The sequence below is a fragment of the Micromonospora parva genome (genome assembly GCF_000718515.1).
In the GTDB taxonomy this organism is placed as follows: Bacteria; Actinomycetota; Actinomycetes; order Mycobacteriales; family Micromonosporaceae; genus Micromonospora; species Micromonospora parva.
Genome location: NZ_JNZS01000015.1, coordinates 75605 through 88952, shown reverse-complemented (window position 1 = coordinate 88952; position 13348 = coordinate 75605). Strand labels below are relative to the sequence as shown.

Here is a 13348-nt window from a genome sequence, read left to right as displayed (position 1 = left end):
CCTGACCTGCTGGTGAGTCGACGGACCGGTGGGCGAGCACAAGTGCCTACGCTGTAGCCCGCGCGGCCGAGAAGGGATGTCCATCACCGGTGACCGTCCATGTCGCGGTCCTCGACCCCCTGCCGATGTATAAGCAGGGAGTGGCCGCGACCCTGTCCGCGATCGGTCACATCGTCGAGACGCCTGAAGACCCGCTGGCATGGGTCCGCCGGTCTCCGGGCGCGGTCGTGCTGTTGACGTTGATCGGGCACGGCGACTGGGATCTGCTGTTCAGGCTGGGGGAGGAAAAGTCACCCCATTCGGTGATCGCCGTGGTCGAGGACGACGTCGTGGTCCTGGGCGTTCGGGCGGTGCGTGCCGGTGCCCGGTCGGTGATACCGCGCTGTGTCACCAACGAGACGTTGCGACGCACGATCGAGGCCACGCTCGACGGTCAGGCGGTCCTGCCCGCCCGGGTGGCGGTGGCGCTGGCCTCCGGCGAGGAAAACTCGCTTCCCCCGGCGGAACGGTTGGAGTGGCTGCGTCAGCTTGCCGAGGGAGTCACCGTGGCGCAGCTCGCCCAGCGGGCCGGGTACTCCGAGCGCGCGATGTTTCGCCTGTTGCAGGCTCTGTACAAGGAGATCGGTGTACGCAGCCGCCTTGAGGCCATCATGCGGGCTCGTGATCGGGGTTGGTTGCCGAGAGCTCGTCCAGCACCGGCTGCAATGGACCCCGGGGGCGGCCGCGGAGGTCGATCCGGCTGACCAGGAACCGCAGGAGTCTGCGTAGGCCCTCGCTCTCCGGTGCCCCGGACCGTGACTCCCGGAAGGCCTGCACGGCGTCGGCGACCGGGACGTCGCGGTCGAGAACGTCATCGCACATCGCGAGCGCTCGGAAGTCACCCGCCGCGAAGTCGCGGGGATCGTGCCGGTAGCGGTCGCCGGACTCGGCGGCCAGCTGCCGAAACCGCATGCTGGCGATGGTGGGGCGGCGCTGGCGCCGGGCGGCCACTGCCTCGAGCGCGAGGACCACCAGCGAGTGGCCCGGGCGCCGGTAGCGTCTGACCGAGAGGATCTCCTGCGCAGCGACGCCCAATTCGCCGTTCTCCAGGTGCACGAGACAGAGGGTCGTTCGAGCTCGGGTCAGGATGGCCGGGTCGTGTAGCTGCTGGGCCAGCTCGACCGCCTCGGCAGCACGGGCGTGTGCAGCCGTCTTGTCGCCTTCCCAGAAAAACAGGTCAGCCTCGCCGTCCGCGAGCGCGGCACGATGCCAACGGCCGGCGCTGTCGTTAGCCCAGCGCTGCGCCTCCTCGATCCACCGGCGGGCCTCGGGCAGTTGGGCGAGCTCGGCATGCCAGCGGGAGAGCTTCAGGGCGAGGGTGACCCTGCGGGCCGCAGCCCGCCGGGCGGTCGGCGTGTCGGGGTAGCCGTCCTCCGAGGGCAGGCGGTATGCCGTCTCGACGTGATGGATGGCTTCCGGGAACCGTCCCCAGCGCCGGTAACAGTCGGCCAGGCCTTCGAGCCCTCCCATCCGGAGGACCGGATCGCCGAGCTGCTCGGCGCCGTCGAGCACCGTTCGATAGCGCGCGAAGGCCTCCTCGGCATCGTTGTCGAGCCAGGACATCGCGGCCAAGTTGGCCCCGATCCTGAGCTTCGCCACTTCGTGCCGATCCTGTTCGGCGTAGGCGAGTGCACGCTGATAGGCGGCCCGCGCCTCGGCGAAGCGTCCGCGCGAACGGTGGATGCCGCCGACTGCACTCTCGTTGGCCATCTCGAGGTACGGGTGGCCGAGGCGGCCGCGCAGCGTGTCGCGGGTGTCGAGCAGCAGGAAGGTGTTGTTTACCTCGCGAAGCCGGTCGTGGATGTTCTCCAGCAGCTCGTACGCCGACTCGAACTCGCCCGCCTCGATCAGCGCCCGCAGTTCGGCGAAGTGAACTGCAAGATCAGCCACGGTTCGAGGATTCCGGTTGCGCATTTCCTTGAGACGGGCCGCCACGTCAGACGACAGGTCCCGAGCACCTCCGTCCATACGCTGGAGAATCGCGTCCGCGTCGGCGTCCGTGAGCTCGTACCGGTCGCCGTCCCGCCGCACGAGCATGCTGTCGGTCAGTCTCTCCAGCGCGTGGAGAGTCTCCTCGTCGGCCGCACCGTCGAACAGAGCCAGAACGTGCTCCTCGGCGACCGGGATCCGAAAGGCCGCCAGCGCCTCCAGTACCCGGCGAGCCGGTGGCTCAAGGTCGTTGAGCAGCAGACCGAGCAGGGTTCCGGGCACCTCCCTCGGTGCGAGGCCGGACAACTCGTCGACCAGGGCGCGCAGCCGGACGCGGTGAAGGGACAGCGCGCAGACCGCGTGGAACAGGTTGGTGAGGCGTGGATTGCCCTGAAGTACCCGGTAGAGCTGGCTGAGCCCTTCGTCGTCCAAGCGCCGGACGCGCGAGGAGCCACCGGGGCGCTCCCGCAGCAAACCCACAAAGTGGTCGTAGTTCAGGCGCGCGATAGCGATCGGTGGTTCGCTCACGGCCCACGTGCCGTCCGACGGAGAGGTCGGCACGACGCTGGTGACCAGCACGACCGAGACACGGTGCTCTGGTCGCGCGCTCAGCGCCTCGAAGGCCTCGTCCAAGGCGCCGTCAGTGAGTACGGCGCCCGGCCCCAGCAGTTGCTGCGCATCCTCGACGACGATGACGATCGTCTTGTCTCCGATCGCGTCCAGCGCCGCCTCCAATCGGGCCAACGAAGACTCACCCGGCCGCAGTTCGGCCCCCGGGGCCGTACCACCCTCGATGCACTCGATGAGGGTCTTCGTGTCCAGTAGGGCCCCGCCGACGGCTGGCGTGCGGAACACCTGGACCTGGCTGCTGTCCAGACCGCTCAGTACCCTGCTGACCAGCGTCGACTTGCCGACCCCGCGCGGCCCGACCACGACGACCACGCCGTACGGCCCGTCGACCAGCCGCTTGCGCAACGCCACCCGTGCCGGTTCGTGGAAGGCCGGGACCGCACTGCCGCCCGTCGTTCGTCGGGGACGGGAGCGCGATGCGTTGGCGTCGGCTCCCGGCAGGATGAACTCTTGGGGAAGTTGTAGCTGGTCGGTGTCCTCGATCTCGTCACGGGGGAGGAGTTTGGTGGCGGCATGCGCGGCGAGCCAGAAGAACCACTGGCGGTCGGCCGGTGTGAGCAGTGACCGACCGGAGAGGATCAGCCCGATCGCGGTGAGACAGACGAGCCGTTGTTTCGGCCAGTCGCCCAGCAGACCGTTTGCGTTCGCGTATTCGTGTTCGGCGCCGTATATGCCGGAGATCAACTGGCGCATCTCCCGGTCGAGCTTCGAGGAGAGCTTTCCATCATCGGTCTGTGGATGCAGCAGCGCGTCTCTTAGCGCGGCCTTATCCAATGCCTTCTGCTCGCGCAGGCGCATCGCGATGGTGGTGCACATCAGATAGCACGGATCCCACGCCAGGAGCCCGCGCGGGCGGTATCGCGAGAGGTCGATCAGCCAGTAGTCAGGCGGATTGCTGGCCTCCGTGGCCACCAGCAGGTTTCCCGGATGCAAGTCACCGTGGGTGTGCCCGCGGAAGGGATACAGATTGACGAGGTCTCCGAGCGCGCTGTGGGTGGCCAATGCGAAGGGATTGACGAGGTCCCCGTCCAGGTGACGCAGCCAGGTCTTCGGAGCGGAGACGAGGCCGGCGTACCTGTCCGCCCAGGCGTGCAGGATCCCACCCGGCTCGATCCGGTCTCCCAGCAGCTCCTTCAGGACCTGCCCGGCGGTCATCGGACCACTCATCACCGTGTTGGCATTCCAGTCGAGGAGCAGCGACCGGATGATGGCCCTGCAGGTCGCCCCTGGATCAATGTGCTTCTCGAAGATCTTGTCGAATCCGATGGTGTGGTCGAAGCCGCCCCCCGCGACCTGCTGAAAGGTGATCCAGCCGCCGCCCACCAGAGGCTTGACGGGAAAGTTGTAGCGCACCAAATGGTCGAGCCTGAGCGGCTTAACGTGCCACTCCGCCAGCTGATTCGCTTCGAGCTCGGTGAGAGCCCGATCCGGCGCAGTGTCCACCTTGATGATGGTTCCTTTGCTGGATCCCGTCCTCCCCTGTGCGTATACGCCGAACACCCGGGCCGACGTGAAACCCGAGGCCGACCAGTTGACCGGGGTCAGACGAACGCCCGTGTCCTGCGCCCACGACCTGAGCGCGGCCTTCGCCGGTTCCGAATCGAGCTGGTCGAGGATCTCCTCGAGCCCATGGTCGCGCTCCATCGCATCCTCCTGATGTCCGAAGGGGCGGGGGATCAGGGTTGTGGGGCGGTGATCAAGCTTTGGACGGCGGCCATGGCGGCCTGGACCGGGCGGATGAAATCGGGACGGAACTCGGAGTGCTCGTACGGTCCGATGAAGTCGGCGAGCTTTGGCGGGGTGGGGATCTCGGTGGTGCCGGACGGGACGCGCGGCATGACGGTTTCGTACTCGGTGATCAGCTCGCGTAGATATTCCTCGGTGGACTTTAAGAAGAGGACGAGCTCAGGTACGCCGTGGAAGACTTCGCCCTCAGCGTTCACATTGCGGATCATGAGCTCGAGGCTCAGCTGCGCGTCGAGGAGGAGTTGGAGTTGCTCGTCGTACGTGGCGACCCGCAGTTTCCCGTCTCCCGCTGTGGTGTGGATCTGGGCTCTGGCGCGCAGCAAGCGGCGTGCGCGTTTGACCGCGTTGTACAGCACCACCAGCTCGGCCAGGTAGCGCTGGCGGATTTCGCGGATGGCGGTCGCGCGATCCTCGGCCAGCTTGAATCGCTCGGCCCGTTGTTCGGCCTGACGGTTGAAAGCCTGGTAAAGCAAGGAGACGCCGCCACCTAGCACGACCACCAAGAGGAACTGGAGCAATGTCTTGTAGCCATCGGCGCCGACCACTCTGGTGGCGGAATCGTGCCAGATGATCAATATCGCTGCGGCGGCCATGGCGAGCAACGCGCCTGACGCGAGCGCCAACGTGAGGCGGCGGGGCAAGGAGCCTTCGAAGCGATCGATAGTGCTGAGCTTAGCCGGAGTTTGTCGCTGCGCCGTGCACGTGACAGTTCGGCCGGGCACGGCAGGGCCACCGTGGTGCCGGTGACGTCAGGATTTCAGGGCGGCGGCCATGGCGGCGAGGTCCACACTGAGCAGCTGGCTCAGCTCACTGACCTGCGGGGGTGGGGTGCGCAGCGGACGACGGGCGCGGGCGCCCGAGGGGAGCCCGCCCGCCGCACCGGCGACGAGGGAGAGCGGCGTACGCACGGAGGACAACTCGTACACCGACCACATCGCCGTGCGCGAGTCGGCCAGCAGCATGATCCGGTCGTCGCAGGCGACCAGCACCGCACGGCTTCCGGCGCAGGCCACCGCCACCGCCGCTCGACCGCTAACCCGCCGCACCGTGGTCACCACGTCGGCGGCGGCCCGCTGAGGGTTGCCGGTGACACCGTCGACTCGCCAGACACCCTCCTCGAGGCGTACGGCCAGCCCGGCATCGGCGAACGCCGACCGCGCCTCGGCGTATGAGTCATCCTTGGCGCCGCGCGCGAGCTCGACGGTCTCCCGTAGCGCGGACGCACTCGCCACCACGGCGAACAGGTGCCCGGCCGGCAGCAGCAGAGCCTCGGCCAGCGCGAGGTCGGTCTCGGCCACCCACTCGGCGGCGTCCCGCCAGGCGGCGGTCACCAGCGCGTCCGCGTCCTGGCTGCCGTGCAGTCGCGCGCCTTCCCGCAGGGTCGCCACTACCAGGGCGAGCCACGCGTACAGGTGCGCGAAGGCTTCGGCCGGCAGCTCGTCCAGGGCGTTGTCGTCGGGCACCAGCGCCCACGCAAGCCACCGCAGATCGGTACGCCAGCCGTCGTCGCGCCACATGCCTTCGGCGAGCAGCGTGAGGTACATCGACGCGGCGAGCATCCGCAGGTGCATCGGTGGCAGCGACCCATGGTCGCTGTCCACCGTTGGCGTGCTGACCGCCTCCGCCCACCGTGTGGCGAAATCCCGGTAGCGGGCCCGCTCGCTCGCGGTCAGCCGGTCGAGGAGGTTGCCGTCCGCCGAAGGGTCGTCGCCCGTCGGCGCGTCGGGCGCGATGCCGGCCTCCTCCTCGGTCGCCTCGTCCTCGCGTACGTCGTCGACGACGAAGCTCGACCGACGGTCGCCCACCGTCGGTGGGCGGCGGCGCGGGAAGACGAGGCGGGACAAGTCCGGTCCCAGCACGCGGTCGGAGTCCTCCAGGTAGTCCCGCCAGCAGTTGCTGTCGGTGCGGACGTCGACCCCCTGCCGGTCCGAGGAGGCTGACGGGGTGCGGGGCCGGGGTGTCACGAGCAACGTCAGCCGTTCCAGGTCGGCGGTAAACCGCGCGGCGAGCGCCGGATCGGTGAACACCTCGATCGCCTCGTAGGGCGTTCCCCGGCCGAGGCGCGGCGCGTCGTCCGCGTCCCGTACCGGTCGGCACCGGGAGGGATCGGTGACGAAGACGGCTGCCGACTCTACCCGTACGCCGCCGACGTCGACGACCGTGCGCACCGCGCCACCGGTCACCTCCGTCAGCACGAAGCGGGCCGTGGCCTGGCCCACCGGAATGACGCCTATAGCCTGCCAGGTGCCTGGCTCACCGGAGGGCGAGGTCTCCACCACCACCCGTCCGGTGACCGGGGCGGCCAGCTCCACCAGCAGCGTCGTCCCGTCGACGACGGCGCAGCCCAGCAGGACCGGTGCCGGGCTCCCCGTCACGCTCGTGCTCTGGCCCGCCCGCAGCTGGGCCATCGCGGCCTCACTCGGCTCCTCGCCCTCGGGAAGGAGTGAAACTGGGTGGGGTGCCAGCACGGCCAGCTCACAGTTGCCGCCGTGCTCGGTGCTGCGCAGCAGCGCCGCGGCGGTGATGTTGGCGCTCCCGGTCAGGCCGTGGGTCACCCCGGCGGGCGTCGTCCACTCGACCACCTTGCCGTGCAGCGGCGGTCCGGCCGCCAGCACCCGGAACTCGCGCTCCACCGCGGGCTCGGTCGCCCGCAGCAGTGCGCCGCCCTCGAACCGGCCGAAGGCGGGCTGCACCGCGACGCGTACCGCGTGGGGTTTCATCCGGTCGACGAGCGCGCGCACGGCCGCAGCCTGCGGGTCGTAGAACGGCGCGGCGAGGCGCAGCTCTGCCACCGCGTCGGTGGGCAGGTGACCGAGCAGCGAACCGTGCAGGTTGCCGACCACCCGGACCTGCGACCAGCCCTCATCGACCTCCACCGGGCGCATCCGCCCGGCGACTTCCCGGAGGGTCAGGGCGATCCAACTCGGTACGGCCACAACCGTAGGCAGGTCCACCAGCCAATCCGCCACGTCGTGCAGCAGCCGTGGGCCACAGCCGAGGCGGCTGCGGGCGGTGAGCCACACCTCGCGGTTATGGCCCCAACCCGAGGCCGTCGGGTTGCCAGAGCCGACTGCCACCCACACGTCGTCGTCGCCGAGCAGGACGGCCAGCTTCGGATGGAACGCGCCCCGGGAGACCGCGTGGCCGTGCTGGTACGCCAGACCCGCGCGCCGCACGTCTACCGCGTCGTGCACCGCCTGCCCAGCGTCAGCCAGCACGGTTATCCGCGCGCCGAGCGCCCGGGCGGTGGGCACCGCGAACCGCTCCAGGATCCCCAGGTCGAGGGTGTACCCGGTGACCAGGAACTCCCGCAGCCGGGCCCCGTCGAACCGGTCCCGCCACCGTTCGAGCAGGCTGAGCGGCGACCGGAACGACCACTGCAACTCATCGGTCACCGTGCCACGTCCAGCAGGGCCAATCCGAGCGGGGTAACGGGCTGGTGCACCTCCGGGGTGAGCAGCCCCAACTGGACGGCGAGCCCGGCGAGCTGATTGATCCGCAGCCCGATGTTGTCCCGGCTCTCCCGACTGGCCGCCACGTACGCTCCACCGCGTTCGTGCAACCGGCTCGGCATCGACATCGTGCCGCCACGATGGACCTTCGCCTTCCGCAGCGCCACCCGCCGGGACTGGGCGAGCATGTCGTCAACCAGCTGGCGACCTAGGTCGCGCAGCGGCCAGTCGACGTACTCGGTGCGGCGCTGCGCCACCCACGACGGGTCCAAGTAGGCCCGCCGACGACCGAGGAAGTAGCGCCGGGCGGTCCCGGTGAGCAGGTCCGCCCGCCGTGCGCCGAGCAGCAGCAGCGCCACCTTGGCGGTAAGGGTCTCGTCCTCCCGCAGGGCCAGTTCCGCGGGGAGCGGATCACCGCGGCCGTCCACGAGGTCGGGCAGCCCCGCCTCCAAGCCGGCGACCGTGCCGGCGGGGAGTTGGTCGGCGAACCAGTCGCGCAGGTGCTCCCGGGTAACCGGCCCGTTGCGGTGCACCTCGCCAACCAGGGCGGCCCAGAGGTGACGCCACGCACCCACGGAGTGGTGGCGCAGCAGGACGCCCCGCCACGCCTGGGTCCGGTCGTCACCGGCGAGCACCGAGTCCTCACGCGCCGCCGCCCCGTACGCGACGGCCTTCCGAAACGCCCCCACCCAGGTCGGCATGGCCGGGTGCAGCTGGCAGGCGCGGGCGAGGATCCGCAGGGTCGCCCGGCGGGTCTGGTCGTCGCCGGTCCAGTCGTCCGGGTCGTGCCGGCCGGCGACGGTCGCTGTCATCAGCGCGGCCAGCGCGCTGAGGTCCTCGGGCCGGCCGGCCAGCGCCGCCGGCTCCTGCACCCCGGCGTCGCGTTCGGCGATCTCGAACAGCGGGGCGAACATGTCGACGATCGACGGCGGGCAGGGGTGCCGGCCGCTGCGCAGCGCGCCTCGATCCACCGTCACGGTGCCTAACCTGATGCTCGACCCGCCGTACTGCGACCAGAAACCCCAGGCCCGGGGCGAGTAGGACCGCTGGCCCTCACGGTCGGCGACGCTGAACTCGCGGCCCGGCTCCGGGGCGAGCCGGACCAGGGCGTCCACGCCGTGCGCCGGCGCCGGATCCGGACCGTCCGAGCCGGCGGCCCGGGAGATCACCGCGAGCGCCACCTCGGTCCGCCGGATTAGCCACCGGCACCGCTGTTCGTCCAGGCCGGTGGCCTCGGCGTAGGCGGCCAGCGCCCAGTAGAGAGCGTAGTAGCGGGCGTAGTGGCTCAGCGTGGAGACGCCGGGGACCAGGATGTCGACGCCCGCCATGACCGGCGCCTCCACGGCCAACGGGTATCGGCCGGCACGCGCCGTCAACCCCGGCTCGCCCCAGGCCGGGCCCTCCACGGCGATCGACGGTGCGATCACGGTCGATGTCCCCTCGCTGGCATCTCGCCAGTGTCGTCCGTCCGAACCGCGTATCACATCCGCCGAGCGGGCAACCACTATGGATGGGGCACGGAGCGGCTGCTAGCGGCATCGTCGAACTGCATGTCCGCGAATGGAGAAACCCACCGCGAACACTCGCCGATCGTCCTGTCGAGGCCGACTGCGGGCAAGGCTTAACTTCGGAACCTAACCTTGAGATACCAGCGAAGAAGATCCAGATCAGACGCTTTCGGCCGAAGTCAACGGGTTCCTGCTGAACGACCTCGGTGAGCTCCTCGAGGAAGTCGTCGCACCAGCCGCGGGGCAGATACAACTCCCGGTCATGACCGGTTTCTGCCCTGGCCAGCCGTGCCGTCGCTCCAGTTGATGTCCACGGTGTCGCTAGATTTGCGTGAGCTCGAGAGTCGTGCCGAGGGTAATCGGCGGTGGGGCAAGGTCCGTCTCGCCCCACCGCCACGAACCCCTGCTCGCGGTACGCGAGTCGCGACGGGCGGGCGCACGCTGTTTCCTGGCGACAGCACGCCCCCGACGGTGGGGGAGCGGGGCGCGGTGGAACCAGTGCTGCCACGTCGGCGACCCCCCGTTTACCCCCCGAAAAACCTCGTCTACCGGTGACGATCAGTGACAAGAAGCGACCAGTGTTTGATCGCGTCAGTGCAGCTCAACGTCAATTCTCGACAATCAACGACAAGTTCGATTTGGTTACGGATGGTAACAAGGGGTCGTCGGTTCGAATCCGGCCGTCCCGACTGGTATTCACCAGCGGATATAGAAGATCATGTGTGATCTTGCGGTAACGCTGGCGGTAACGGAGATCGCTTAACGTGGGCTGCATCCCTCGATCCCGTTACCGCGGAGGTGCAGCCGTATGGCTGTCTACAACTACCGCCTCGCCAACGGCCAGACCCGCTGGTTCTTCATCATCGACCTCCCACCCGACGCCAACGGGCGGCGCCGCCAGCACAAGCGGCAGGGGTTCCCCAGCCAGGCCGCCGCACTGAAGGCGGAGCAGGACGCCCGCGCCGCCTACGGTGGAGCGGACCTCGGGGCCGACGGCACCGTCGCTGCCGAGTTGGAGAGCTGGCTCAACGAGCGCGAGCTGGATGTCCAAGAGACGACGCTCAGCAACTACCGGGACATCATGCGCTGCTACGTGGTGCCGCACATCGGCGCGCGGCAGCTCTACGCCCTCGACAAGCGAGTGATCCACGAGCTGTACAAGAAGCTGCTGAAGAGCGGTGGCAAGAACGGCGGCCCGCTGTCGTCGACCACCGTCCGGATCGTGCACCGGGTCCTGATGAAGGCGTTGAGCGACCTCGGGGTCAACGTCGACGGTGTGCGGCAACCTCGGCAGGTCGAGCGGGAAACGATGGGGCGCAAGGGCGTCTGGACGCCCGCGCAGTCAGCGAAGTTCCTCAAGCACCACGCCGACCACCGGCTACGTGCCGCCTGGGTCCTGGCGATCGTCGTCGGCACTCGACGTGGAGAGTTGGCCGGTCTCAAGTGGCCGCGCGTTGATCTCGATCGCGGCGTCTTGTTGCTGCACTGGCAGCGCACCACGACCAGCAACGGCGTGGTCGAGAAGTCTCCCAAGGGAAAGAGCAAGCGGGCGGTAGCGCTCGGGCCAGCCCTGGTAGCGGAGCTGGACGCTCACCGAACACGCCAGGATGCGGAGAAGGTCGATGCCGGAGTCCTGTACCACGATGGCGGCTACCTGTTCTGCCGGGAGGACGGTGAGCCGTACTACCCGAAGTACTTCACCGACCAGTGGGCGAAGGCCTGTGCCGATGCCGGCGTTCCCGTCATCTCCCTTCACGATGCGCGACACACCTCCGCTACCACCGGCGCTGACGCTGGCGTTCCCGAACACGTGATGCAGCGGCGGCTCGGTCACGCCGACAGCCGCACGACGCGAGAGGTCTACACCCACGTGTTGCCGGAGAGCGAACGGAAGGCCGCTGAGTTGATGGAAGCGGTGCTCGGCGACGCCGCAAGTTGGTCACCCAGGGCGTAGCCGTGCTGGAAACGCCTGCTCACACACGGCATTCGCCTCTAGCTGTACAGCCTGCTGTCTTCCGACTTCGAGTTGGCCGGTGTCCGGGTCGCCACCAGCGCTTGAACCCACGTGGTTGCGTCGTTGCCTGTAGGGCTGGCTGCGTTGGGAGCGCCCCAGATAACCGATCGCCCGCATCGTGAGGCTTGACGCCGACTTCGGCGTGTTCACGACCTTAGGGGGCCGGACGATGGCAACCACCACAAGCGACGGACGCAAGCCGAGTCGAGTGCAAGACCAGGTGTGGACAATCGATGCGGTACGTGACCTCGGCGTCACCACCGATATCGAGACAGCTGGAGCGATCTTGGGTATCGGACGCACGAAGGCTTATGACTTGGCCAAAACCAACGAGTTCCCGGTGCGCCTTCTGCGTGTGGGCCGGCGGTACGTGGTGCCCGTTCATGCGATCCTCAAGCTGCTTGGCGTTGAGTAGTCGGATGGGCAGGTCCCGATAGAGCGTTCTTACGGCTGGGCCGTCCCCCGGTTACCTACCGATCCCCCGACGGTCGACGTCACCCCCGCGTACGCGGGGAGCAAAACAACTCCCACCGCTCGGCGACGTCCGGCACGGGATCACCCCCGCGTGCGCGGGGAGCAGGGGGAGTGGATGACCACCGGGCCCGCCCCCATCGGATCACCCCCGCGTGCGCGGGGAGCAGGGGGAGTGGATGACCACCGGGCCCGCCCCCATCGGATCACCCCCGCGTGCGCGGGGAGCAGGGACTGGCGGGGTCAGCCGCCGGCGTGACATGGGGATCACCCCCGCGTGCGCGGGGAGCAGAGCGTCCGGACGAACAGGGCCAGCATGGTCCCGGGATCACCCCCACGTGCGCGGGGAGCAGGGACCGGCGGCGGGCCCGCTGTCGGGTGACCCGGGATCACCCCCGCGTGCGCGGGGAGCAGGCGTCGCCGTACTGGAGCGCGCCCCGGGCGAACGGATCACCCCCGCGTGCGCGGGGAGCAGGGTGGGCGGCGGGTCGACGGCGGTGTCACCGACGGATCACCCCCGCGTGCGCGGGGAGCAGGCCTCCGCCGGGACCCGGAACCAGTCGATCGCCGGATCACCCCCGCGTGCGCGGGGAGCAGTGACCGCAGCCCAGCAGGGCGCCGACATCATCCGGATCACCCCCGCGTGCGCGGGGAGCAGTGGGGGTGCAGCCCGCCGCCTCACCGGCGGACCGGATCACCCCCGCGTGCGCGGGGAGCAGGACATGTCGATCGCCGCGCCGTAGCGGACGTTCGGATCACCCCCGCGTGCGTGGGGAGCAGGACATGTCGATCGCCGCGCCGTAGCGGACGTTCGGATCACCCCCGCGTGCGCGGGGAGCAGTCGATCGTCACCGCGACGACGCGCGCCCGGCCGGGATCACCTCCGCGTGCGCGGGGAGCAGTACACGCCGGCGTTGCGCGACCTCGCCGGCGCGGGATCACCCCCGCGTGCGCGGGGAGCAGTCGACCCCTCTCGATTGGACTCCGGTGCCCTGGGGATCACCCCCGCGTGCGCGGGGAGCAGCCGTCCGGCCGCGTAGCCAAGCCGTTGTACCAGGGATCACCCCCGCGTGCGCGGGGAGCAGGACCGGGCCGTTGTCGGCCACCCGGTCCGGGCCGGATCACCCCCGCGTGCGCGGGGAGCAGCGTCAGAGGCTCGCTCGCAGGCGGCTCACGGCCGGATCACCCCCGCGTGCGCGGGGAGCAGGGCGTTGCCGGTGGCCGTCGAGGTCGATGCGGGGGATCACCCCCGCGTGCGCGGGGAGCAGAACGGAATTGGTCGGGTCGCCACCGTCGTACGAGGATCACCCCCGCGTGCGCGGGGAGCAGATCCGGGTACCGCCACGCAGGTTAACCGAATCGGGATCACCCCCGCGTGCGCGGGGAGCAGAACGGGTCGGGTTGGGCCACGGTCGCCGGGTACGGATCACCCCCGCGTGCGCGGGGAGCAGAAATGGCCGCTCACCTGGCCGGGCGGATCACCGGATCACCCCCGCGTGCGCGGGGAGCAGGACGATGAGCTATGCCGGTCGGGCTACCACGTAGGATCACCCCCGCGT

Annotated in this window: 7 protein-coding genes and 1 CRISPR repeat array (1 of these 8 only partly in view); of the genes, 3 read left to right on the top strand and 4 right to left on the bottom strand. The window is 69.6% G+C overall.

All coding sequences use genetic code 11. From position 1 onward, the window contains the following. Positions 1-89 precede the first annotated feature (89 nt). Complete coding sequence (locus IF22_RS34575; RefSeq protein WP_081883940.1) at positions 90-743, top strand: helix-turn-helix domain-containing protein; 654 nt, start codon at positions 90-92, stop codon at positions 741-743. Here IF22_RS34575 and IF22_RS0121395 read toward each other — a convergent pair. Genes IF22_RS0121395 through IF22_RS0121380 form a run of 4 tightly spaced genes read right to left on the bottom strand, consistent with a single transcriptional unit; the run spans position 649 to position 9223 of the window. Continuing rightward, the gene (locus IF22_RS0121395; RefSeq protein ID WP_030334732.1) at positions 649-4242 is read right to left on the bottom strand and encodes a tetratricopeptide repeat protein; all 3594 of its coding nucleotides are present in this window, start codon (positions 4240-4242) and stop codon (positions 649-651) included. The two genes, IF22_RS34575 and IF22_RS0121395, sit on opposite strands and share 95 nt — an antisense overlap. A 32-nt stretch (positions 4243-4274) precedes the next feature. After that, the gene (locus IF22_RS0121390) at positions 4275-5066 is read right to left on the bottom strand and encodes a hypothetical protein (protein ID WP_030334730.1); all 792 of its coding nucleotides are present in this window, start codon (positions 5064-5066) and stop codon (positions 4275-4277) included. Between the two features lie 27 nt (positions 5067-5093). Further along, positions 5094-7739 (bottom strand): phospholipase D-like domain-containing protein, encoded by a 2646-nt coding sequence (locus tag IF22_RS0121385; protein WP_030334728.1) that lies wholly within the window; start codon positions 7737-7739, stop codon positions 5094-5096. Then, positions 7736-9223, bottom strand: a complete 1488-nt coding sequence (locus tag IF22_RS0121380; protein WP_167337323.1) for a hypothetical protein — start codon at positions 9221-9223, stop codon at positions 7736-7738. The genes IF22_RS0121385 and IF22_RS0121380 overlap by 4 nt, the downstream gene beginning before the upstream one ends. Positions 9224-10112: 889 nt before the next feature. Here IF22_RS0121380 and IF22_RS0121375 point away from each other — a divergent pair. Both IF22_RS0121375 and IF22_RS0121370 read left to right on the top strand, forming a co-directional pair. After that, positions 10113-11258: a site-specific integrase gene (locus tag IF22_RS0121375; RefSeq protein ID WP_030334724.1), complete on the top strand. Its 1146-nt coding sequence runs from the start codon at positions 10113-10115 to the stop codon at positions 11256-11258. A gap of 229 nt (positions 11259-11487) precedes the next feature. Then, a complete protein-coding gene (locus IF22_RS0121370; protein WP_030334718.1) occupies positions 11488-11733 on the top strand; it encodes a helix-turn-helix domain-containing protein in 246 nt (81 codons plus the stop codon). Between the two features lie 76 nt (positions 11734-11809). After that, a CRISPR array of direct repeats spans positions 11810-13348; the repeat unit is 28 nt; unit sequence GGATCACCCCCGCGTGCGCGGGGAGCAG (it continues 684 nt past the right edge of the window).

What these genes read in the sequence shown, in the direction of transcription:
- IF22_RS0121395 (WP_030334732.1), bottom strand. Translation starts at nt 4,242, where the DNA reads ATGGAGCGCGACCATGGGCTCGAGGAGATCCTCGACCAGCTCGATTCG.
- IF22_RS0121375 (WP_030334724.1), top strand. Translation starts at nt 10,113, where the DNA reads ATGGCTGTCTACAACTACCGCCTCGCCAACGGCCAGACCCGCTGGTTC.
- IF22_RS0121370 (WP_030334718.1), top strand. Translation starts at nt 11,488, where the DNA reads ATGGCAACCACCACAAGCGACGGACGCAAGCCGAGTCGAGTGCAAGAC.